Below are 22,663 nucleotides of genomic sequence, written 5' to 3'. Positions count from 1 at the left end.
GACGCCGCCCTTCAACTCCAATATCGAACAGGACTATACAGGTTTACTGAACAGGTACCCATATGAAGCGGCGCGCGGTTCAACTTTCTCCCGGCACGGGCAAGCCCGAGCAGATCGCCACCGTTCTCGAACATGAGATCCGCTCCGGCGTGCTTGGCTTCGGCGACCGCCTGCAAAGCGAGAACGAACTCGTCCAGCGCTTTTCCGTCAGCCGCAACACGGTCCGCAAGGGCCTCGAGGAGTTGTCTAGCCGTGGGCTGATCACGACCAAGGTCGGCATCGGCTCCTTCGTCACTTTCGACGGCAAGCCGGTCGATGACAGCATTGGCTGGTCGCGGGCGCTGGCCAATGCCGGCGCCAATGCCGAGACGCGGACGCTGCGGCTTGAAGTGATCGAGGATGCCGATCTTGCCGCGCTGCTTGGCATCGAAAGCCCGTTCTTCATCGCCGTCGACCGGGTGCGCACCAATGCCAGCGACGGCCATGCGATCTCCATCGAACGCAGCCGCCTGCCGCTGTCGCCCGAACTGGAGGACGTGCCGCTGCGCGGTCTGCGCGAAGGCTCGCTGCACCAGACGCTGCGCGGCGCCGGCCTCATCCCAGACCATGGCGAGGAATGGGTCGGCATCGAGATGCTGAATGCCGAAGACGCCGCCATTCTCGGCTGCCCGCAAGGCACGCCGTTCCTGCGCGGACGCCGGCTGACGCGTGCGGCTGACGACCGGCCGATCGAATATGTAACCAGCCTGCTCAACCCGGCGCATTTCGCGCTGCATATGAGGTTTTGAGCGATGCCGGACAGAACCAACGACACGCTCGATCGCGCCATGGGCGCGCTTGTCGGTGGGGCGCTCGGTGATGCGCTGGGCATGCCGACGCAGCTTCTGTCGCCGGCGCGGATCGCCGAGCTATACGGCCATGTTGAGGATTTCGTGGCGCCGTTTGCCGATCATCCGGTGTCGAAGGGGCTCGTTGCCGGCACCATCACCGACGATACCGAACAGGCGCTGCTGCTTGGTCGCATTCTCGTCGAGTCCGGCGACCGCTTCGATCATGCGCGCTGGGTGAACGCACTGCTCGACTGGGAGCGCGAGGTCAAGGCGCGCGGCAGCTATGACCTGCTGGGACCATCGACCAAGCGCGCCATCGACGCCATCAATGACGGCGTGCCGGCGGAAGAGGCGGGAAGCCGGGGCGACACCAATGGCGCGGCCATGCGCATCGCGCCGGTCGGCATCATGATGCCGCTGGAACCGCTCGACGCTTTTATCGCCAAGGTGGCGGAGACCTGCCGCGCGACGCACAACACCTCGATCGCCATTGCCACGGCTGCCGCCGTCGCCGCCGCCGTCAGCCGTGGCGTCGCCGGCGGCGACTGGCGTGCCGCTTCCGACAGCGCGGTAGCAGCCGCGCGGCGAGGCGCCAGGCTCGGACATTGGGTGACTGGTGGCGATATCGCCGCGCGTATCGCCTGGGCGCAGGAGCTCGTGCGCGGCAAGACCACGCGGGATGCGATCGGGCTCATCACCGATCTCGTCGGCACCGGTGTGGCCAGCCAGGAGTCCGTGCCGGCAGCTTTCGCCGTGCTTGAAGTCGCGCAGGGCGATCCCTGGCAAGCGGCAATCATCAGCGCCAATCTCGGCGGCGACACCGACACGATCGGCGCGATTGCCTCAGGCATGGCCGGCGCCTGCGTCGGCTTTTCGCAACTGCCGCAACAACACATTGCCGGGCTCGTCGGCATAGATATGGGGGAGGTGCGCTCGCTTGCCGAAGACCTCGTCGCGGCGCGCACGGCAAAGGCCAGCAAGGATGCCGCGGCATGAGTGGGCGTCTGGTCCATATCGGCAGCGCCGTCGTCGACTATGTCTACCGCATCGACGCCTTGCCGGCGCCGGGCTGCGAGAAGACCGCGTCGAGCTTTGCGCAGGTCGCCGGCGGCGGCTTCAACATGATGGTCGCGGCCAGCCGCACCGGCATGACGGTTGTGTTCGGCGGCCAGCTCGGCAGCGGACCGAATGGCGATTTCTTGCGCGCCGCGTTTGCGGCCGAAGGCATCATAACGCTGACGTCGCCATCGCCGGTCATGGACAGCGGCAATTGCGTCGCCATGATCTCCGGGGATGCCGAGCGCACCTTCGTGTCGTGGCCCGGTGCGGAGAGCTTTCTCAGCCTCGAGATGATGAGGCCCGTGGTGGTCGCGCCTGATGATTGGGTGTTCACGTCGGGCTATACGCTGAGCTATTCCGGCAGCCGCGACGCGCTGACCGACTGGATCGAGGCGCTGCCAGAAAACATTCCCTTCGTTTTCGATCCAACGCCGGTCATCGCGGATATCCCACGTCCCATCCTTTCGCGGGTGCTTGCCCGTACGACATGGCTGAGCTGCAACATGACGGAAGCGGTCGAGATCGCTGGGCAAGGCGATGTCGAGGCACTCGCCGCCCGGCTGCTCGCCGACCACTGCCCAAAGGCCGAAGGCGTCGTTATCCGCGCCGGCGCCAAGGGCTGTTTCGTGAGGTTGGCCAATGGCGAGACGCAGACCATTGCCGGCTTCAAGGTCGATGCCATCGACACCAATGGCGCCGGCGACACCCATATCGGCGGTTTCGTCAGTGCACTCTCGCGCGGCGTGCATCCCTTCGAGGCGGCGCGCTGTGCCAATGCGGCGGCAGCACTTTCCGTCACCCGCCATGGCGGCTCATCGGCGCCGACCGACAGCGAGATCCAGACTTTCCTGAGCCAGGCCGCCACGGGCGAGCCGGGCCAGAACCAGAAGGCCCATCAGACAGCCTGACCCGCCAAGCGGGCAAACAAGAGAGGAACGAACATGCGCATGCCAAGACTGACTGCCCTGCTGACGGCGACCGCCGTCATCACCTCCGCGCTCACGCTGGCCGCCAGTGCCGCCGAAGTGCATGTGCTCAACTGGAAGGGCTACGGCGCCGACGAGCCGTGGGCGATCGAAGCCTTCGAAAAGGCGACCGGCAACAAGGTCGTCAACGACTTCTTCAATTCCGAACAGGAAATGCTGACCAAGATCCGCACCAATCCGGGCCTCTATGACGTGGTCATGATCAACGCCGCCTTCAACGATCAGGCGATGGCGGAAAAGCTGATCCAGCCGATCGATGTCTCGAAGCTGCCGAACTATGCCGACATCAGCAAGGACAAGGCGCAATCGCCGATGCTCGACCATGACGGCAAGGTCTATGGCGTGCCGTGGGTGTGGGGCCTGACGGCGCTGGCAATCAACGAAAAGTCCTTCGACAAGCCACCGACCTCGATCGCCGAAATGTGGGACCCAGCGCATAAGGGCCGGGTCGTCATTCGCGACGACGCTGTCGAAGCGGTGCAGTTCGGCGCCATCGCCACCGGTCAGAATATCAACGACATCAAGGATATGGAAGCGGTCAAGGCGAAGCTGACCTCGCTGATGCCGCAGATCAAGACGTTCTGGAGTTCGGAGAACGACTGGAACCAGATGGTCGCCTCCAACCAGATCGACATCGGCACCTATTGGAGCGGCTCGGCCGATCGCGCCAAGACCCACTTCAAGCTGCCGGTCTCGCTGGTCGTTCCGCAGGAAGGCGCCGTCGCCTGGCTCGACGCGTTCTCGATCCCGGTGGGCTCAAAGAATGTCGAAGGTGCGCAGGCCTTCATCAACTGGATGATCGATCCGAAATTCTATGTCGAATGGGTCACCAAGGTCGGCGCTCCGGTGTCGGCCAACACCAAGGCGGTGGAAGCGCTGCCTGAAGACTCCTTCAACCGCAAGGTGATGGGCGATCCCGAGGTGGCCAAGCGCATCCAGTTCCAGGCGCCGATCACCGACGCGCAGCGCGAGGCCTATCTGGCGCTGTGGCAGCAGCTCAAAGTCGACGTGAAGTAACGCTCACGTCCGGACCAGCCGGCGGTTGGCGCCGGCTGGCCCTTCAATCCTGGGGAGGAGGGTATCATGGCGGTACAGGGTGCGGTCGCGTCGCGCAGCGGGCTGAGATCGGCCCTGCCGCTGCTGGCGCCGGCCTATCTCTGGCTGACGGTGGCGATCTTCCTGCCGCTCTCGGCCATGGTGTTCTTCTCCTTCATGACCGACCTGCCGCTGTCGGGAAAGCCGTGGGCCTTGACCCTTGGCAATTACGCCGCCTTCTTCTCGCAGAGCCTGTACCTGACGCTGCTGCTCGCTTCGCTGCGGCTCGGCCTCGAAGTGACTTTGTGGTGCGTCGTCATCGGTTATCCCGCAGCCTATGTGTTGGCCAAGGTGCTGAAGGGGCGCAGCCGCGAGGCGATCTTCCTGCTGGTCATCCTGCCGTTCTGGTCGAACGGGCTGGTGCGCATCTTCTCCTGGGCGATGGTGCTGCGCGAGGGCGGCATCCTCGACACGGCGCTCAACGCCGTGCTGCCGTTCAATATCAACATCGACCTGATGTATTCCTACCCCGCAGTCATCATCGGCCTGGTGCACTCCTACGTGCCCTACATGGTGCTGACCTGTTACCTCACTTTGCAGGCCATCGACGACTCGCTGATCGAGGCCGGACGTTCGCTGGGCGCCTCGCGGCTGCAGGTGCTGAAGCGGGTGATCATCCCGCTGTCTATGCCCGGCCTGGTGGCAGGTGCGGCACTGATCTTCGTGCCGGTCGTCGGCTCGTTCATGGAGCCGCGCATTCTCGGCGGCCGCACCGGCACGTTCTATGGCACGGTGATCGAGGACCAGTTCGTCGCCGTCTTCAACTGGCCGCTGGGGGCGGCGCTTTCCTTCATCCTGCTGGCGGTGGTGCTGGTGATCCTGGCGGTTGCCTCGCCGGTGCTGCGGAGGGCTGCTTGATGATGACGACCCGCATAATCGAAGGACTAGGCCGCTTCTACATCGGACTGCTGCTCGTCTTCCTCTATCTGCCGATCATCATCATGGCGCTGATGTCGTTCAACGTCTCGCCCTTCTACCAATTGCCGTTCGAATGGACGACGGAATGGTATGCCTCTCTCTGGCAGAACGACCAGCTGATCGCGGCGACCTGGAACAGCCTCGAGATCGCGGTCATCACCACGCTCATCTCAGTGGTGCTTGGCTCGGCCGCTTCGCTGGCGCTCTTCCGCTACGACTTCCGCGGCAAGAAAGTGCTGCAGGCGCTGCTGTTTCCGCCGATCGCCATTCCGTGGCTGATCACCGGCACGGCGATGCTGATCTTCTTCTTCGGCGTCGGCATTGGCCGCGGCCTGTTAGCCATCCTGCTCGGCCATGTGGCGCTGGCGCTGCCCTATGTCATCGTCGTCGTCTCGGCCCGGCTGCAGACTTTTGCACCGGAGCTGGAAGAGGCGGCGCGCTCGCTCGGCGCCAACCAGTGGCAAGTGACGAGGCGTGTGACGCTGCCGTGGATCATGCCCGGCGTCATTGCCGGCGGCTTGTTCGCATTTGCCGTGTCGTTCGACCAGTTCGTCGTCTCCTACTTCCTGGCGACGCCGGGCCAGACGACGCTGCCGGTCGAAATCTACGCCGCGATCCGCAAGGGGTTCACGCCCGAGATCAACGCGGTCTCGACCATCATCATCGTCGTGTCGATGGCGCTGATGCTGCTCACGGCGCGGTTCTTCAAATTCGGCGGAGAGAAATAATGGCCGGCGTGCAGGTATCGAACGTCTCCCGCAGTTTTGGCGCGCACAAGGCGCTGGACGACGTCTCCATCGATTTCGCCGATGGCGGTTTCTATGGGCTGCTTGGCCCCTCGGGCAGCGGCAAGACCACGCTGCTGCGCCAGATCGCCGGCTTCGACTTTCCCGATACTGGCCGCATCACCATTGGCGGTGAGAGTGTGGAACGCGTGCCGGTCGAAAAGCGACGCATCGGCATGGTGTTCCAGAACTATGCGCTGTTTCCCAATATGAGCGTCGCCGATAATGTCGCCTTCGGCCTGTCGGTGCGCGGCGAAACGAAAGCGACGATCGCCACTGAAGTGCAGCGCGCGCTCGATCTCGTCCAACTCGGCAAGCTCGGCGAGCGCCGCCCGCACCAGCTCTCCGGTGGCCAACGCCAGCGTGTGGCGCTGGCACGCGCCATCGTCACCAAGCCGCGCGTGCTGCTGCTCGACGAGCCGCTCGGCGCGCTCGACAAGGCGCTGCGCGTCGACATGCAGATCGAGCTGAAGCGCATCCAGCGCGAGATCGGCATCACCACCATCTTCGTCACCCACGACCAGGAAGAGGCGCTGACGATGAGCGACCGCATCGGCATCCTGCGCGATGGCAGGCTCGCGCAGGAGGGGCCGCCGGAGGAGATCTATGACCGACCGAAGAGCGAGTTCGCCGCCACCTTCCTTGGCGACGCAAACATTTTTCGTGGCGATGCGACCGGCGACGGCATCCGCCTGCCTGACGGCACGGCGATCGTTGCCGGCGTAGGCGACAGGCTTGCCGCCGGCGCGAAGGCGAGCTGCGCGGTGCGACCCGAACGCATTCGTATCGCCACCGCTGCCGGGGTTGCGGATGCGGCCAATGCCAACGCGCTGAAGGGCCAGGTCTCCCAGCGCATCTTCGCCGGCAACAACAGCACCTATTTCGTCGAGCGCGCCGGCCAGACGCTGAAGGTCATCGTCCAGAATACCGGCAATGACCGGCTGGCCGAGGGCCAGGATGTGGTGCTCAGCTGGTCGCCGGAAAGCACCGTGCTGATTGCCGCAAACTAGTTCGCACCGTCACCCCGTCATGGTTCTGATGGGAATTGATGGAGCGGACCTTGGCTGATGGGCCGGCCATGGCGTTATATCCTGTCGTCCAAGGGAGGAATGGATGGCAGGCCAGGGTTTCGAGCCGGATGTAAGGGTTCGCGCCAGCGAATACCGGATCGGCTGCATCGGCGCCGGCATGATCATGGCCGAATGCCATCTTGCCGCCTATGCGCAGGCCGGTTTCCCAGTCGTTGCCATCGCTTCGCGCACCAAGGCCAGCGCCGAGAAGGTAGCTGCACGCTGGAGCATTCCGACCGTCCACGACACGCCGGAACAACTGATCGAGAATCCCGAGATCGAGATCGTCGACCTTGCCTTTCCACCCGACCAGCAGCCGGCATTGATCCGCCATGCGCTGAAGCAGCCTCACATCAAGGCGATCCTGGCGCAGAAGCCGCTGGCGCTGTCGGTCGATGAAGCCGTGAAACTGCGCGACGAAGCCGCAAAGTCCGGCAAGATCCTCTCGGTCAACCAGAACATGCGCTACGACCAGTCGATGCGCGTCCTGAAGCAGATCATCGACAGCGGCGCACTGGGCGACATCGTCTTTGCGCAGATCGACATGCATGCGATCCCGCACTGGCAGACTTTCCTTCAGGACTACGACCGGCTGACGCTCGCCAATATGAGCGTGCATCATCTCGACGTGCTGCGCTTCCTGTTCGGCGATCCGTCGGAAATCGCCACGCTGACACGCAAGGACCCGCGCACTACATTCGAGCATAGCGACGGCATCACCGTCTCGACGCTGCGCTTTCCCTCCGGCGTGCTCGCCGTGTCGCTGGAGGATGTCTGGTCCGGACCGCGCCAGGAGGGCTATCTGGACGACCAGCACATCAACTGGCGCGTCGACGGCACCAAGGGTGTCGCCAAAGGCACGATCGGCTGGCCGAAAGGCGTGGCCTCGACGCTGACCTATGCCTCGACCGAGACGACCGGCGGCGAATGGGTCAGCCCGAGCTGGGACACGATGTGGTTCCCGCATGCCTTCATCGGCGTGATGGAGCAATTGCAGCATGCGGTGAAGACAGGCGCGCCGCCGGCGCTCTCCGTCGCCGATAACGTCAAGACAATGGCACTGGTCGAGGCGGGCTACCGCTCGATGGCGCAAGGCCGCACCGTCAAACTGTCCGAGATATCGATCGACTGAACATGCCGCCGAATAGTGTGGCGGCTGAATCGCTTACCGGGAGGAGTTCACATCATGATGCAGGCAGGTATCTTCACCGGCTATTTCCCCTATGAGCTCGCGGAGGCCGCCCGCCGCATCCGTGCACTCGGCTTCAACACAGTGCAGCTCGACATGCATTTCAGGGATGTCGATCTCACGGCCGGGCAGATCACCGGGGACAAGGCGAGGACAGTGCGCGACACGTTTCGCGACCACAATCTGCCGGTCTGCTGCATCTCGGGCTACACCAACATCATCCATCCCGACAAATCCGAGCGCGAGAAGCGCGTCGGCTATCTCAAGGAAATCATCCGCAATGCGCGGGACTTCGGCTCGCCCTACGTGATCTCGGAGACCGGCACCTACAACACCGAATCCGACTGGGTGCATCATCCCAAAAACAAGACCGAGGAAGGCTTCGAGGAATGCCGCAAGGTGATCTCGGATCTTGCCCAGACGGCTTACGACCATGGCGCGGTGTTCCTGCTCGAAACCTATGTCAACAATGTCGTCGGTTCGGTCGAGGAGACGGTCAAAATGTTCGCGCAGGTCGACCATCCGGGCCTCGGCCTGCTGATGGATCCGACCAATTATTTCGAGGCGCACAATATCGACCGCATGGACCAGGTGCTGAACCAGGTGTTCGACACGCTTGCCGACAAGATCCGGATCGCGCATGCCAAGGATGTGAAACGCTCCGGCAGCGACAAGACGGAAAAGCATGCCGATATCGGCGATGCGGATGCGCATGAGGGGCTGACCTTCCGCGGCGTCGGCGAGATCGAATTGCCGGCGCCCGGTCTCGGCTCGCTCAACTACGACCTCTATCTGAAGCGGCTCAGCGAAAAGCACCCGAACATCCCAGTCATCATCGAGCATCTGACCGAGGACGACGTGCCGCGCGCAAAGACATTCCTCGACGGGAAATTCCGCGCCAACGGTCTCTAAGGGCAGGGCGAGACGGTGATGGCGACGGCCAAGACAAAGCGCGATTACGGCCTGGTCGGCGAAAGCACCCGCCGGGCGATCGAGACCGGGCTGGCCTCGGCCGAGTGGTATCACACCGACGTGCCGCGCAAGGCAATGAAGGAACTGATGCAGCGCTCCGACGGGCCGGCGGTCCGCGATACCATCATCTGGATCGCAGCCATCCTGGGCTCGGCCGCCGGCATCATCTGGTTCTGGGGCACGTGGTGGGTGGTGCCGTTCCTGCTCGTCTATGGCGTGCTCTATGGATCGTCGAGCGACTCGCGCTGGCACGAATGCGGCCATGGCACCGCCTTCCGCACACGCTGGATGAACGATGCGATCTACGAAATCGCCAGCTTCATGGTGGTGCGCAATCCGGTGCAATGGCGCTGGAGCCATGCGCGGCATCACACCGACACGATCATCGTCGGCCGTGACGCCGAGATCGCGGTAATGCGGCCGCCAAATCTGGTCAAGGCGGCGCTTGCCTTCACCGGCATTCTCGATTTCCGTTATTCGCTGCCGATCCTGGCGCGCCAGGCGTTGGGCAAGCTGTCGGACGACGAAAAGAGCTACATTCCTGAGACCGAACAGGGCAAGGCCATCACGGCGGCGCGCTGGCATGTCGCCGTGTACGTTGCGACGATCGCCCTCGCGATCGCGCTGGGTTCATGGCTGCCGCTGGTGCTGATCGGCCTGCCGCGTTTTTATGGCAGCTGGCACATGGTTCTGACCGGCCTGCTCCAGCATATCGGGTTGGCCGACAATGTCGTCGACCACCGGCTGAACACGCGCACCGTCTACATGAACCCGGTCAGCCGCTTCATCTACTGGAACATGAATTACCACGTCGAGCATCACATGTTTCCGATGGTGCCCTACCATGCGCTGCCGAGGCTGCACGAGCTGGTCAAGCACGACCTGCCGGCGGCGAACCCGTCCATGTGGCATGCCTATCGCGAGGTCTGGCCGGTGCTGCTGAAGCAGCTGCGGTACGAGGATTATTTCCTCAAGCGCGAATTGCCGCCGACGGCGCGGCCCTATCGCGGTGAATTTCACGAGCTCGGTATGTCGGCGGCGGCCGAGTAGCGAATAAACCACCCGCCTTCTATCCGGCCTGTTACGGGGCCGGTAAGGTGACCGGGAAAAGCAACCAGCCAACAGGGACATCCCGATGAGCCGAAAGAGACCGACCGTCGCCGATCTGCGCGCCATGAAGGGCAAGCGCCAGCTGACCATGCTGCGCGTCCTGACCATGGATGAGGCCGAGGCTGCCGAGCGGGCAGGGGTCGATGTCGTCTCGGTGCCGCCCGAGCTGGTGCTCAACCCTGAGTATCGCGATGCGGCGCCCAGCCTGTTCACCATGCCGGGCGAGAATTTTTATGAGATCGGCACGGCGGACGATTTCCTGCGCTGGGCGTTCCGGCTCTACAAGGCCGGCGCCGACGCCGTTTATTGCAGCGCCGGTTTCGCCACCGTGAAGCGGCTCGCCGACGACGCGATCCCCGTCATCGGCCATGTCGGCCTCATTCCGTCCCGCGCCACCTGGACCGGTGGCTTCAAGGCCGTCGGCAAGACCGCCGACACCGCCATGCAGATTTTTGAGGCGGTCAAGCAGTATGAGGCCGTTGGAGCTCTCGGCGCCGAGATCGAAGTGGTGCCGATCGAGGTGGCGAAGGCGATCTCGGAACGGACCTCGCTGATCATGCTGTCGATGGGTGCGGGCACCGGCTGCGACGCGCAATATCTGTTTGCCGACGATATTCTTGGCCAGAACCGGGGCCACATGCCGCGCCATTCCAAGGTCTACCGCAACTTCGCCGCCGAGTACGATCGTCTGCAGGCGGAACGCGTCGCGGCATTTTCCGAGTACGTTGCCGACGTCGATAGCGGCGCCTATCCGGAAGACAGGCATGTCGTGCGCATGGATCCGGCCGAGCTCAGCCTGTTCATGAAACGGGTGGACGCAAAGGGCTAACTACTCGGCCTCCTTGCCGATCATCGCTGCACCTTGCCATGTTCCGTCGGCGAGCATGGCATGGAGCACCTCGGCATCCGTTCCCAGCGGCCGGTCCTCCCTGAGCATCGCTACATGCGCGCGCACCGCGGTATGGACCGCTGCTGTGCCGGGCGCCAGCTTAAGGCCATCGCGCAGATCGACTGCCTGGGCGGCGGCCATCAATTCGAAGGCGATCAGCCGTCGCCACAACGCGATCATTTCGGCGCATTTCGACACCGCCAGAGGCGTCTGCGTCGCATGGTCCTCGACGCCTTCGGATACGGCCAGGAAATCCAGCATCACCGGATTGGCCTTGTGGCGGATGCCGGCCAGGATTGCCGTTGCCGTCTTTTGCAGCGGCACGAAACCGGCCGAGGCACCGCCGACTGGCGACAAATATTTCGGCAGGCCGTTGCGGCCGGACCCGGCGAGCTGGATCAAGCGGGCAACGCTTGCCGCGGCGCATTGCGCGATCGCCAGGCCGAGCGTCTCGAAGGCCAGCGCCAGCGATGCGGTGTGGAAATTGCCGGTCGACAGCACCAGCCCGTCATCGCCCAGCACCAGCGGATTGTCGGCGGCGGCATTGAGTTCGATCTCCAGCGCCAGCCGCGCCTGGTCGATCGCCTGGATCAGCGCGCCATGGATCGACGGCATGCAGCGGATCGACAGCGGGTCCTGCAAGGTGATCGGCGTCGGCTCCTCGTCACGAGCAAGCAGGTCGCGCAGGCCCTTGGCCGCGAGTTGCTGGCAGGCTGCCGGCCGCGCCAGATGCAGGCGCGGATCGAGGATGGTGCGGTTGGCGCCAAACCCTTCCATGGTCAGCGCGCCCGCCTGCTGCTGTTGCGCAAAGGCCGACAGCGCGTCGGCCAGTACCAACGCGCCAGTGCCGGCTGATACCGCCGAGGCGTTGATCAGCGACAGGCCGTCTTTCGGCGCCAGGCTGATCGGAGCCAACCGCGCCATCATCAATGCCTTGGCCGCCGGCATGCGCCGACCCTGATAGTCAGCTTCGCCGTCGCCGGTCAGCAGACGGGCGAGCGCCGCCATCAGCACGAGATCGCCGGCGCCGATCGAGCCCAACTGCGGCATTACCGGATGCACGCCGGCATTGAGAGCATCGACAAGGGCGGTGAAAGCCGCCGGCGAAATGCCGGAGCCGCCAACAGAGAACATCGCGGCACGGGCAAACATGGTCGCCCGCACCGCTTCTTGCGGCAGCGGCTCGCCGACAGCGCCGCTTCGCCCTTCCAGCAACTGGCGCTGGAAGGCGCCGGCATCGCCCTCGACCGACGTGCCGAGATTGGCGCCGAGCCCGGTGTTGAGGCCGTAAATCTGCTGGCCGGACGCGGCGACCTGGTTGAGCACTTTTCGCGCTTTGTCGAGCCTCTCGATGACTGTCGGTTCAACCTCGACCTTGCGGCCGCCGCGGGCAACCTGCGCAACGTCCTCGACGCTGACGCCGGCGCCGGTGAGGACGAGCGCGCTCATGCGAAGCGCAGCCTCTGGCCGATACCTTTATCTCCTGCCTTGGCCAGCATCGCCTTGCCCAACGCAATGTCGGACAGCGACAGGCCGCGATGCCAGAACAGGATCGTCTCATCGTCGCTTTCACGCCCGGGCTTTAAACCTGCGGCGATCTGGCCGAGCTCGGCATGCAGTGTAGCTTCGCTTAGCCGACCCGTCTCGACATGGGCGCGCAGCGAGCCGAACTTGCCACCCTTGCACTGGCCCCAATCGTCGACGACCATTTTCTGCATGATGTCGGTCAGCGACAGCTCCACCGCGCTCATCGTGCCATAGGGCACGACCAGTGCACCAGGCTTGATCCATTCGGTCTTGAGCAGCGGCTGCGGCTCCGGCAGCCGTGAGGCTTCGACGACGATGTCGGCGCCCTTGATGCAGCTTTCCCAGTCGGCAACCGCGGTAACTTTCTTGCCGAGACCGGCCGAGAGTTTGGCAGCGAAGCCGTCGCGGCTTTCCGGGCGGCGCGAATGGACGCGGATCTCGTCGAAGTCGAAGAGATGGTCGAGCAGGCGCACATTCCAGTAGGCGGTGCCGCGCGCGCCGATATGGGCCAGCACCTTGGAGTTCTTGCGCGCCAGATGTTTGGCGCCGATAGCGGTGACGGCGCCGGTGCGCATGTCGGTGATGACGGTGGCGTCGAGAATGGCGCGCGGCGTGCCGGTGCGCGGATCGAACAGGTTTAGAATGCCAAATTCTGAAGGGAGCCCGTGCAGATAATTGTCGACATAGTCGCCGACGATTTTCACGCCCGCCGTATCGAGCGGCGCAACGTAGCCGCGCAGAACGTTGAAATGGCCATGGAAGGAAGGGGCGGGTTCAAGATGGACGCGCGGCTCGATCACCGTCTGGCCATTGCCTTGCGCGATAAGCCCGGCTTCGACAGCGGCAATGATTTCGCCGTCGGTCATCTCCAGGGCTTCGATATCGAGGCCATTGAGGTAGTCGATATAGATAGGCTTCATGCAATGTCCTTGGCCGCCCGCCCATCCATAACAGGCTGCGAGCCGACACGGAAGTTTGTTGGATAAGCTCTGGACGGGGCCAGCCATATGCTGTTCAACGCGGTTCGCCATGACTGCCGTTCCCGACACCGAGGCCTCCGCCGTAACCGCCAGCAATGCGCGGCGCGTGGCGCTGATCGTCGCCATCGCGTTTTTCATGCAGCTGCTGGATTCGACGATCATCTCGACCTCGCTGCCGCAGATGGGACAATCCTTCGGCGTGCCGGCGGTGGCGATGAGCATCGGCATCACCGCCTACATGCTGACCATGGCAGTGTTCGTGCCGCTGTCGGGCTGGCTTGCCGACCGCTTCGGCGCGCGCAACATCTTCCTGCTGGCGATCGTACTGTTCACGCTGGCCTCGCTGGCCTGCGGCTTCTCGCAAAGTCTGCCTCAGTTCGTTGCCGCTCGCGTCGTGCAAGGCCTGGGCAGCGCGCTGATGACGCCGGTCGGCCGCATCCTGGTGCTGCGCAATGCGTCGAAGTCGGAGCTGCTCAACGCCACGGCGCTGATCACCTGGCCGGCGTTGTTTGCGCCCGTGGTCGGGCCGGTGCTTGGCGGCTTCATCACAACCTATCTCTCCTGGCACTGGAATTTCTTCATCAACATCCCGCTTGGGCTCGTCGGGCTGGCGCTGGTCGCGCGCTTCATTCCGGGCGACCGCGCGGCCGATCCCAAGCCGCTGGATTGGCCGGGGTTTTTCCTCACGTCGCTGGGGCTCGCGCTGCTGCTCTACGGCCTTGAGCGCATCGCACATCCGGAAGACGGCGCCTTGCCCGCCGTGCTGCCGGTTGCCGCCGGCATCGTCATCGGCTGGCTGGCGGTGCGGCATCTCCGGCGCGCGCCGCATCCGCTGCTCGATCTCAGCGCGTTCAGGGTGCAGACCTTCGCCATCTCGACGCTTGCCGCCGGCACCATTTTTCGCGTGGCGATCAACGCCACGCCGTTCCTTTTGCCGCTGCTGTTTCAGGTCGGCTTTGGCCTTTCGCCGGTCGATGCCGGCTTGATGATCCTGGCCTACTTCCTCGGCAATCTCGGCATGAAGACGGTGACGACGCCGATGCTGCGACGCTTTGGTTTTCGCACGGTCATGGTCGTCAACGGCCTGATCGCCTCGGCCTCGATCATGGCGTGCGCGGCGATCTCGCCGGAGACGCCGCAGGCGCTGGTGGTAGCGCTGATGCTGATCGCCGGCCTGACGCGCTCGATGCAGTTCACAGCGCTGAATACACTGGCCTTCGCCGATATCGATGCGGCGCAGCGCAGCTCGGCGGCAACTTTGTCGTCCATGCTGCAGCAGATGTCGATGCTGTTCGGCGTAGCGGTGGCGGCTGCCATTCTGAACCTGTCGCAGATCGTCAGGCACCGGCCGGCGCTCGACCTCGTCGATTTTCGCATCGCCTTCCTGGTCATCGGCGCCATCGGGCTGACGGCGGCGTTGCGGTTCCTCGTGCTGCCGCCCGGTGCAGGCGCCGAAGTTTCAGGCCACATGACCAGGACCTGAATTCGCGATTTTCGCCGCTCAGGCGGCAATTAATTCCGCCTTGTGCTTTCGCCTCAGAAGGGCACCTTCGCGCATACGCGCAATGGCGCAACCGAATGCCAAAAGCGCAGCCTTTTCCTAGCATTGCGCCAGTTCTAGCAATCGGTGCGTCCACTGGAAGATTATCACTGCCAACGGGTGTTCCGAGCGCGGATTCATTTGACGAAGCGGCGCCGAGCCGATTAGCTTTCTTCGGAAGGGGTGGCAGAGCTGCCATCGGGGCGAATGCAGACATGAACACGATTGGCTGGCCAAATGTCAGGAGCCTGAATCAGGAAGGCATTGTCTTTGCCATCGCCGTGGTGCTGTTCGTCGCCGCTGCCATTGGGCTGCCTGGTTTCATCGCTGCCAACAATCTCGTTGCCATCGTCCGCTCGGTGTCGGTGCTGGGCATTTTGGCGCTCGGCATGGCGGTCGTCATAATCGGCAGGGGCATCGACCTGTCGGCGGTGGCGATCATGGCGATGTCGGTCGCCTGGTATCTGCAATTGCTCAACGCCGGAACGCCTGATGGGCTCGCCTTCGCCTATGTGCTGGCAGGCGTGCTCGCCATCGGCCTGCTCAACGGTTTTCTCGTCGCCTATGCCGACGTGCCGGCGATCTTCGTGACGCTGGCGACCGGCTCCTTCGTCTTCGGCTATGTGCGCTCGCAACTGATCACACAGGATGCGGTGCCGGTGCCTCAGGGCCATTGGGTGGAGCTGCTCGGCGGCCTGCGTTTCCTCGACATTCCGATCGAAGTGTTCGTCTTCGCCGGGCTCGCCTTCCTGTTCTTCCTGTTCCTGCGCTACACCAAATGGGGCCGCTACATCTATTTCGCCGGCGACAATCCGGTCGCCGCGCGCAACATCGGCATTCCGGTGCGGCCAATGCTGGTGCTGCGTTATGTGGTTTCGGCCTTCGTGGCGCTGATCGCCGGCCTGCTGACGGCGTCGAGCCTGCACTCGATCAACACCCGCGTCGTCAACTCGACGCTGCTCTATGACATCGTGCTGGTGGCGGTGATCGGCGGCATCGGCCTTTCCGGCGGGCGGGGCGGGGTGCGCAATGTGCTGGTGGGCGCTGCACTTATCGGCATCCTGTCGAACGCGATGACCATCATCGACATTCCGCTGCTCTATCAAAACCTGATCAAGGCGGCGATCCTGCTCGGAGCCATCATCGTCGACGGCATCATCAATCCGCGTGACGAACAGACCGCGCAGCAGGGCGACATCTAAGGGGTACCCGACCGGGTCATGCCGACCGGCCGGCAATAAGTGAAAAACAGAGGATGTGACATGAAACTGATCAGAACACTGATGGCGGCCGCCACGGCGCTTGCCGCTACCGCCTTCGTCGCGCCGACCTTCGCCGCCGACGATCCGGGCCCGGCCGCATACGCGCAGGCGCTCAAGGGCAAGCGCGTCATGCTGGTGCCGCTGGCGATGGGCTTCGACCTTGCGCAGGGCTGGTCGCACTATCTGAAGACGGAAGTCGAGGCCTGGGGCGGCACCTTCGAAACACGCGATCCGAACTGGGTCGTCGATGCCGGTGCACAGGCGATCACCGACGCGATCTCGTCCGACACAAGGCCGGACGTGCTGATCATCCATGCGCCGGATCTCAACTCCTATTCCAAGCTGATGAAGAAGGCGCAGGCTGCCGGAACCTACGTCATACTGGTCGACAACCCCGCCAACTTCCCGGCCGACGCCTTTGTCGGCAGTGACTGGGACCGGCTCGGCCAACTCGAGGCCGAAGCGGCGATCAAGGGCTGCGGCGAGAATTCGTCGAAGAAGATCGGCCTTGTGCAGGGTGATCAGGCCAACTCGTCCAGTCTCTACCAGTATGCCGGCATCATGAAGGTGCTGGAGAAGCACCCCGACTTCAAAGTCGTGGCCAAGCCCGACTCCAACTGGGATCCGACGACGTCGCGCAACGTGACGACGACAATGCTGCAGCAGAACCCCGACATCTGCTCGATCATCGACTTCTGGGATGGTGACGCCACCGGCGCATCCGCCGCCATCCGCGACGCCAAGCTCGACGGCAAGGTCTTTTTGGTCACCACCGGCGGCGGCGAGAAGGCGGCCGATTGCGACAAATTGCAGGACGGAACTTACGGCGCCGTGGTGATGACCGATCTGGCTCGCCAGTCCGGCGACATGAACGCTATCATCAAGTTCCTGCTGCAGAGCGGCCAGCCGGCCGGCACGTCGCACACCTACATCTACACACTGGAGAAGGCTACGACCAAGGCCGACCTCAAGCCCGACAGCTGCTGGGACCTGAAGGCGCTGCAGGCCGAAGCGGCGGCGAAGTAAGCCGCGCTTTTTCGACTGAAACAAACGAGGTGACTGGACAATCCGGTCACCTCGTTCCCTCATGGAATAGCAGCCGCCGATGTCCTTTCGCGAACGCCTCCAGTCCTGGCGCTACAATCTCGTGCCCGACCATCTGGTCGGCGAGATCCTGACAAAACGCTGGACCGACAACGCCATTCCGTTCCTGGCGCTGGTGGCGACGCTCAGCGTGTTCGGCTCGATCATTCCCGGCTTCTTCAAGCTGACCTCGCTGCAGGAATCGACCCGCCAGCTCGGCGAGTTCTCGATGGTAGTCACCGGCATGACGGTGGTGATGCTGGGCGGCGGCATCGACCTGTCCGTCGGCTCGATCTTCGCGCTGTCCTGCTTCTCCGCCGTCTATGTCTTCTTCATTCTCGAACAGTCTATCTGGCTGGCGCTGGCGGCATCGCTCGCCACCGGCCTGATCTTCGGCGCCGTCAACGGCTACCTCGTCGGCTACCTCAGGCTGCGCGCCTTCCTCACCACCCTGGTGACGTTCATCTTCGGCCGGGCGCTGTTCGATATTCTCGTCACCACCTACGCCGCCGACGTGCAGCTTTCCCAGGCGACATCGGATGTGCTCGACTTCATCGGCGACAGCACCTTCTGGGGGCTTTCGGTCTCGGTGTGGCTGGCGATCATTCTTGCCATCGTCACCCATATCGCGCTGACGCGCTCACGGCCGGGCTGGCATGTGCTGGCGGTCGGCGGATCCAGGCGCTCGGCGCACAATGCCGGCATTCGCGTGCGCCGCACCGTGTTCATGACCTATGTCTTTTCCGGCTTCTGCGCCTCGATCGGCGGCTTCCTGATCGCTTGCCGCCTGAGTGGGGCAGGGCCGGGCACCGGCCTCAACCTTGAGATCATGGCGCTGACGGCGGCGGTGGTCGGCGGCGTCAGCCTGGGTGGTGGCCGCGGCTCGGTCATCAAGGGGCTGATGGGCGCCATCATCGTGCTGACCATGACCAACGGGCTGATCCGGCTGGGCTATGGCACCGGCACCAACCAGATGGTGCTGGGCATCATGCTGGCGGTGGCGGTGACGATCGACATCCGCTGGCTGAAGAACCGCCATAAGGTGCTCAACGAAGTCTATGTCGCGCCGGTCTATCTCAAGATGGGCGAGACACAGTCTGCGGTGCCGGGCTCAGGCACGCCCTACGCGCTCGACAACCGGCTGTCGGCGGCCGACCATATCGGGCTCGGCGAGTTGGAAGGGCCGGAAGACGTCATCCTCGACCGCGACGATCACCTCTATTGCGGCACGCGCCATGGCGAGATCGTCCGCTTCTTCGCGCCGGACTATATGAAATCGGAGGTGTTTGCCCATATCGGCGGCTTTCCGCTGGGCCTGGCCTTCGACAAATCGGGCAATCTGATCAGCTGCGTCGGCGCCATGGGGCTCTATTCCGTCTCGCCGGATCGGGAAGTGAAGCGCCTGTCGGCCGAGACGTCGCGCTCCTGGACCTCGATCGTCGACGATGCGCGGCTGCGCGACCCCAATGATTGCGACATCGCGCCGGACGGGCGCATCTATTTCACTGACTCCACCAAGCGCTATGACGCGCACGATTGGGCGCTGGACTCGATCGAGAACCGCGCCACCGGCCGGCTGCTGGTCTATGACCCGAAGGACGGTTCGACGAAGACACTGCTCGACGGCTACCGCTACACCAATGGCGTGTGCATGGCGCATGACGGCAAGTCGCTGTTCTTCGCTGAGAGCTGGGCCTGCCGCGTCCACCGCTACTGGCTGGAAGGGCCAAAGGCGGGCGCCGCCGAATGCGTCATCCGCGACATGCCGGGCTATCCCGACAACATCAACCGCGCCTCCGACGGCAATTACTGGATGGCGTGGCTCGGCATGCGCACGCCCAGCTTCGACCTGTCGCTGCGCCATCCCGATATGCGCAAGCGCATGACGCGCCGGCTGCCGCAGGACGAGTGGCTGTTCCCCAACATCAACACCGGCGGCGTGGTGAAATTCAACGACAAGGGTGGCATTGTCGAGGCGATGGGCGACCTCACCGGCGGCGCGCATCCGATGGTCACCTCGATGCGCGAGCACAAGGGTTTCCTGTTCGTCGGCGGCATCCTCAACAACCGCATCGGCCGCTACAAGATTGCGGGCGCCGACCCGAACTGGACCAGTTCCGCTTCTTATTGGGGAGCGAAGCCATGATCCTCGATCCTGTGCTCGACCTGTTTCGTGGCAAGGCGGTGACCATCCCACCGCTCGACGGTGCCTTCCGTCCCAACACGCGGCTGGACGAGGCGCCAGTGTTCGCCGATTTGACGGAGCCCGACAATCTTCTGGTTGCCGATGGCCGGCTGCTCGTTTCCAGCGGCAATGCGGTATATTCGCTTGCCGCAGGGGTGGAGCCGAAGGTTGTCGGGACCTTTCCTTCCCCCATCACGGCGCTGGCTCTATCACTGTCGGGCGAACTGACGGTGGGGTTGGAAAGCGGCAAGCTGCTGGTTGCCGGCAAGGAGGTTTCGCTGCCGGCCGGCGTCAGCTGCATCACCGCGCTTGCCTATGCAGACGACGGCACGTTGTGGCTGGCCAATGGCTCGGCTGAGCACACGCCGTCGCAATGGGCCGCCGACCTGATGAAGAAGGGCGCGTCCGGTTCGCTTTGGAGGCGGGACGCGGCCGCCGCCGAGTTCCGCAAAGTGGCCGGCGATATCGCCTTTCCCTATGGGCTGCATCCCATTGGGCGGGATGTGCTGGTCAGCGAAAGCTGGCGCCATCAGCTCGTTCGCTTCGATGGTGCGACCGGTAGCCGCTCGACCGTGCTGACGCATCTGCCCGGCTATCCCGCGCGCCTCGCGCCGGCCGGCGATGGCGGCGCGTGGCTGGCTCTGTTCGCGCCGCGCAACCGGCTGATCGAATTCGTGCTGCAGGAAACGCATTACCGGCGCGACATGATCGACCAGGTGCCGCCGGCCTATTGGATCGCGCCGGCGCTGGCCTCCAACCGCAGCTTCCTCGAACCGCTGCAATGTGGCGGCATCCGCACCATGGGCATCCACAAGCCCTGGTCGCCGAGCCGCTCCTATGGGCTGGTGGTCAGGCTCGATCAGAACATGCAGCCGCAATTCAGCCTGCACAGCCGCGCCGACGGCACGCGCCATGGCATCTGCAGCGTGGCGGAAACGGACGGCCGCCTGTTCATCGCCTCCAGGGGCGGCGATTGCGTGCTGGCCATCGACGCAGGAGGTCTCTGATGGAACCGATCGTGCGCCTGGAAAATGTCACCAAGAACTATCGCGGCGTGCCCGCGGTCAGACAAGTCAGCTTCGAACTGCGCAAGGGCGAAATCCACGCGCTGCTCGGCGAGAACGGCGCCGGCAAATCCACGCTGACCAAGATCATCGCCGGCGTCGTCGACGCCACCTCAGGCAAGATGTTCCACAAAGGCCGCGAGATCGCCTACGCCTCGCCGCATGCGGCGCTCGAGGCCGGCATCGCCATGGTGTTCCAGGAGACCAGCCTGGTGCCGTCGATGACAGTGGCGCAGAACCTCTATCTCGGCACCGAAAAGTTTCTCAACCGGCTGCGCGGCACCTACATTTCGGCGCAACAGTTTTTGCAATCGCTGAACTTTCCGGTCGACCCGAACGCCATGGTGGCAACGCTGGGCGCGGCCAAGCGTCAGATGGTCGAGATCGCCCGCGCCGTTCACCACAATGCCGAGATCATCATCTTCGACGAGCCGACGGCGACGCTGACGCCGGAGGAGAAGCGGCACTTTTTCGCGCTGATCCGGCGGCTGAAGGCGAACGGCGTCTCGATCGTCTTCATCAGCCATGCATTGGAAGAGGCGCTGATGATCGCCGACCGCATCACAATCCTGCGCGATGGCGAGTTGGTCATAACCGACGATACATCGGCCTTCGATCGCGACAAGATCGTCGCCGCCATGGTCGGGCGTACACTGTCGGGTCAGATCTACCGCCAGCGCGACGAGGCCAGGCTGCGCAAGGCGGGCAAGAAGGTGCTGTCGGTGCAGGACATTTCGATGAGCAATGTCGTGCGCAACACCTCCTTCTCGATCTTCGAGGGACAGATCACCGGCGTGTTCGGGCTGATCGGCTCGGGCCGCACCGAGACCTTCAAGATCGTGTCGGGCATCTACAAGCGCGATTTCCTGCGCGGCGGCGCCATCGAGCTGGACGACCGGCCGGTACGCTATCTCGTGCCCAGTGAGGCGGTCGCCGACGGCATCGTCTATGTTACCGAGGACCGCAAGAGCGAGGGCATTTTCGAGACGATGGGCATCGCCGAGAACCTGTTCGGCGGGCTGCTGGCGGCGGGCCGCGAAAAGGCCTGGGTGATCAACCAGCAGGAGATGCGCACGCTTTCCGCTGAATGGACGAAGACGCTGAACATCAAGGCGATCAACGACAATGCCCGCGTGGTCGAGCTTTCCGGCGGCAACCAGCAAAAGGTGGTGATCGGCAAGGGGCTGGTGCAGCAGCCGCGTATCGTGATCTTCGACGAGCCGACGCGCGGCGTCGATGTCGGCGCCATCGCCGAGATCCACCAGATCATCAACCGGCTGGCCGACGAGGGATTGGCCGTCGTCGTTATCTCGTCCTACCTGCCGGAAATCATGAACCTGTCGGACCGGATTCTGGTGTGCCGGCAGGGCCGCATGGTCGAGGAGTTTTCGCCCGCCGAGGCGACGGAGGAGAAGATCATGTATGCGGCGGTTCATTAGGTTGCTGGTCGGTGTTTGAGGGTGCGCATACGTCGCCAATTGGCGAAGGCCTCAGCGCCTTCGTCATCCTCGGTCTCCGCGACGTGGCTTCGCGCCTGCTTCGCACGTGAATGAAGCTGAGATGCTTCGGCCAATCGCCATGGTTCTGTCAGCATCAAAAACTGAATCGGAATAGCCGGTTAGCCGCCCTTGCTCGAGACCTGATTCAACCACCTGATCCACCGATTCAACGAAAGGAAACGCCATGGCCGCCACAAAACTCCTCAGCGATGCCGAGGTCGAAAAAATCCCGGTTGCGAAGGCTGTGTTCGATGACATCCGCGCGACGCGCAAATCGGATTTCGTCAACAATTTCTGGCGTGGGCTCGCCAACGATCCGGCCTTGCTGAAACGGACATGGGAACAGGTGAAGGTGGTGATGGCCACGGAGAGCGCCATCGACCCGCTGACCAAGGAAATGATCTATATCGCGGTGTCGACCGCCAATGGCTGCTCCTACTGCGTCCATTCGCATACGGCAGCCGCCCGCGCCAAAGGCATGACCGATGCGCAGCATGGCGAGATGGTGTCGATCATCGGGCTGGCCGGGCAGACCAACCATCTGGTGACGGCGATGCAGATTCTGGTCGATCCTGAGTTTGAAGTGAGGTGAGGGGCGGATTTCCCTTCTCCCCTGTGGG

General features: G+C 63.7%; 20 protein-coding genes. 18 read left to right on the top strand and 2 right to left on the bottom strand.

What is annotated here, in order from left to right; genetic code table 11:
- Nucleotides 1–62: 62 nt before the first annotated feature.
- The 11 genes from NKI46_RS13675 to NKI46_RS13625 all read left to right on the top strand — a co-directional run bounded on the left by NKI46_RS13675 (nt 63) and on the right by NKI46_RS13625 (nt 10,843).
- Nucleotides 63–788, top strand: a complete 726-nt coding sequence (locus NKI46_RS13675) for a GntR family transcriptional regulator (RefSeq protein WP_023687928.1) — start codon at nt 63–65, stop codon at nt 786–788.
- Nucleotides 789–791: 3 nt separating this feature from the next.
- Nucleotides 792–1,826, top strand: a complete 1,035-nt coding sequence (locus NKI46_RS13670) for an ADP-ribosylglycohydrolase family protein (RefSeq protein WP_023714832.1) — start codon at nt 792–794, stop codon at nt 1,824–1,826.
- The gene (locus NKI46_RS13665; protein ID WP_352746610.1) at nt 1,823–2,797 is read left to right on the top strand and encodes a PfkB family carbohydrate kinase; all 975 of its coding nucleotides are present in this window, start codon (nt 1,823–1,825) and stop codon (nt 2,795–2,797) included. Before NKI46_RS13670 ends, NKI46_RS13665 begins: the two co-directional genes overlap by 4 nt.
- Nucleotides 2,798–2,830: 33 nt before the next feature.
- On the top strand, nt 2,831–3,892 hold the full coding sequence (locus NKI46_RS13660) for an ABC transporter substrate-binding protein (protein WP_023687931.1): 1,062 nt from the start codon (nt 2,831–2,833) through the stop codon (nt 3,890–3,892).
- Between the two features lie 66 nt (nt 3,893–3,958).
- Nucleotides 3,959–4,828, top strand: a complete 870-nt coding sequence (locus tag NKI46_RS13655) for an ABC transporter permease (protein WP_023712105.1) — start codon at nt 3,959–3,961, stop codon at nt 4,826–4,828.
- Nucleotides 4,828–5,616: an ABC transporter permease gene (locus tag NKI46_RS13650; RefSeq protein WP_352518740.1), complete on the top strand. Its 789-nt coding sequence runs from the start codon at nt 4,828–4,830 to the stop codon at nt 5,614–5,616. Before NKI46_RS13655 ends, NKI46_RS13650 begins: the two co-directional genes overlap by 1 nt.
- Nucleotides 5,616–6,683, top strand: a complete 1,068-nt coding sequence (locus NKI46_RS13645; RefSeq protein ID WP_352459559.1) for an ABC transporter ATP-binding protein — start codon at nt 5,616–5,618, stop codon at nt 6,681–6,683. Before NKI46_RS13650 ends, NKI46_RS13645 begins: the two co-directional genes overlap by 1 nt.
- A gap of 103 nt (nt 6,684–6,786) precedes the next feature.
- The gene (locus tag NKI46_RS13640) at nt 6,787–7,875 is read left to right on the top strand and encodes a Gfo/Idh/MocA family protein (protein ID WP_352459560.1); all 1,089 of its coding nucleotides are present in this window, start codon (nt 6,787–6,789) and stop codon (nt 7,873–7,875) included.
- Nucleotides 7,876–7,929: 54 nt separating this feature from the next.
- Nucleotides 7,930–8,844, top strand: a complete 915-nt coding sequence (locus NKI46_RS13635; protein ID WP_023668170.1) for a sugar phosphate isomerase/epimerase family protein — start codon at nt 7,930–7,932, stop codon at nt 8,842–8,844.
- An 18-nt stretch (nt 8,845–8,862) separates the two neighbouring features.
- Nucleotides 8,863–9,954 (top strand): fatty acid desaturase family protein, encoded by a 1,092-nt coding sequence (locus tag NKI46_RS13630; RefSeq protein ID WP_352459561.1) that lies wholly within the window; start codon nt 8,863–8,865, stop codon nt 9,952–9,954.
- Between the two features lie 85 nt (nt 9,955–10,039).
- Entirely contained in the window at nt 10,040–10,843 is an 804-nt protein-coding gene (locus NKI46_RS13625; protein WP_352746604.1) for a 3-methyl-2-oxobutanoate hydroxymethyltransferase, read from the top strand.
- On the opposite strand, the gene NKI46_RS13620 is transcribed toward NKI46_RS13625, so the two are convergent.
- Together NKI46_RS13620 and NKI46_RS13615 are read right to left on the bottom strand one after the other, a co-directional pair.
- Entirely contained in the window at nt 10,844–12,352 is a 1,509-nt protein-coding gene (locus NKI46_RS13620; RefSeq protein ID WP_352459562.1) for an HAL/PAL/TAL family ammonia-lyase, read from the bottom strand.
- Nucleotides 12,349–13,350 (bottom strand): ornithine cyclodeaminase family protein, encoded by a 1,002-nt coding sequence (locus tag NKI46_RS13615; protein ID WP_352746601.1) that lies wholly within the window; start codon nt 13,348–13,350, stop codon nt 12,349–12,351. The genes NKI46_RS13620 and NKI46_RS13615 overlap by 4 nt, the downstream gene beginning before the upstream one ends.
- A gap of 109 nt (nt 13,351–13,459) precedes the next feature.
- Here NKI46_RS13615 and NKI46_RS13610 point away from each other — a divergent pair, with 109 nt between their 5' ends.
- From NKI46_RS13610 to NKI46_RS13580, 7 genes are all read left to right on the top strand, one after another.
- Nucleotides 13,460–14,893 (top strand): DHA2 family efflux MFS transporter permease subunit, encoded by a 1,434-nt coding sequence (locus NKI46_RS13610; protein ID WP_352746598.1) that lies wholly within the window; start codon nt 13,460–13,462, stop codon nt 14,891–14,893.
- A gap of 272 nt (nt 14,894–15,165) precedes the next feature.
- Complete coding sequence (locus NKI46_RS13605; RefSeq protein WP_023668176.1) at nt 15,166–16,152, top strand: ABC transporter permease; 987 nt, start codon at nt 15,166–15,168, stop codon at nt 16,150–16,152.
- A gap of 60 nt (nt 16,153–16,212) precedes the next feature.
- Nucleotides 16,213–17,238 carry a sugar ABC transporter substrate-binding protein gene (locus NKI46_RS13600; protein ID WP_023668177.1) on the top strand — a complete coding sequence of 342 codons (1,026 nt, stop codon included), beginning with the start codon at nt 16,213–16,215 and terminating at the stop codon, nt 17,236–17,238.
- Between the two features lie 79 nt (nt 17,239–17,317).
- Entirely contained in the window at nt 17,318–19,441 is a 2,124-nt protein-coding gene (locus NKI46_RS13595) for an ABC transporter permease (protein ID WP_352746595.1), read from the top strand.
- Nucleotides 19,438–20,487: an SMP-30/gluconolactonase/LRE family protein gene (locus tag NKI46_RS13590; RefSeq protein WP_352746593.1), complete on the top strand. Its 1,050-nt coding sequence runs from the start codon at nt 19,438–19,440 to the stop codon at nt 20,485–20,487. Before NKI46_RS13595 ends, NKI46_RS13590 begins: the two co-directional genes overlap by 4 nt.
- The gene (locus NKI46_RS13585) at nt 20,487–21,983 is read left to right on the top strand and encodes a sugar ABC transporter ATP-binding protein (RefSeq protein ID WP_023714820.1); all 1,497 of its coding nucleotides are present in this window, start codon (nt 20,487–20,489) and stop codon (nt 21,981–21,983) included. Before NKI46_RS13590 ends, NKI46_RS13585 begins: the two co-directional genes overlap by 1 nt.
- 244 nt (nt 21,984–22,227) lie before the next feature.
- Complete coding sequence (locus NKI46_RS13580; RefSeq protein ID WP_352746590.1) at nt 22,228–22,635, top strand: carboxymuconolactone decarboxylase family protein; 408 nt, start codon at nt 22,228–22,230, stop codon at nt 22,633–22,635.
- The last annotated feature ends 28 nt before the right edge of the window (nt 22,636–22,663 follow it).

Source organism: Mesorhizobium sp. M0615 (assembly GCF_040320805.1).
In the GTDB taxonomy this organism is placed as follows: Bacteria; Pseudomonadota; Alphaproteobacteria; order Rhizobiales; family Rhizobiaceae; genus Mesorhizobium.
The sequence above is the reverse complement of the archived record's forward strand: the minus strand, read 5'-3'. Positions and strand labels throughout refer to the sequence as shown.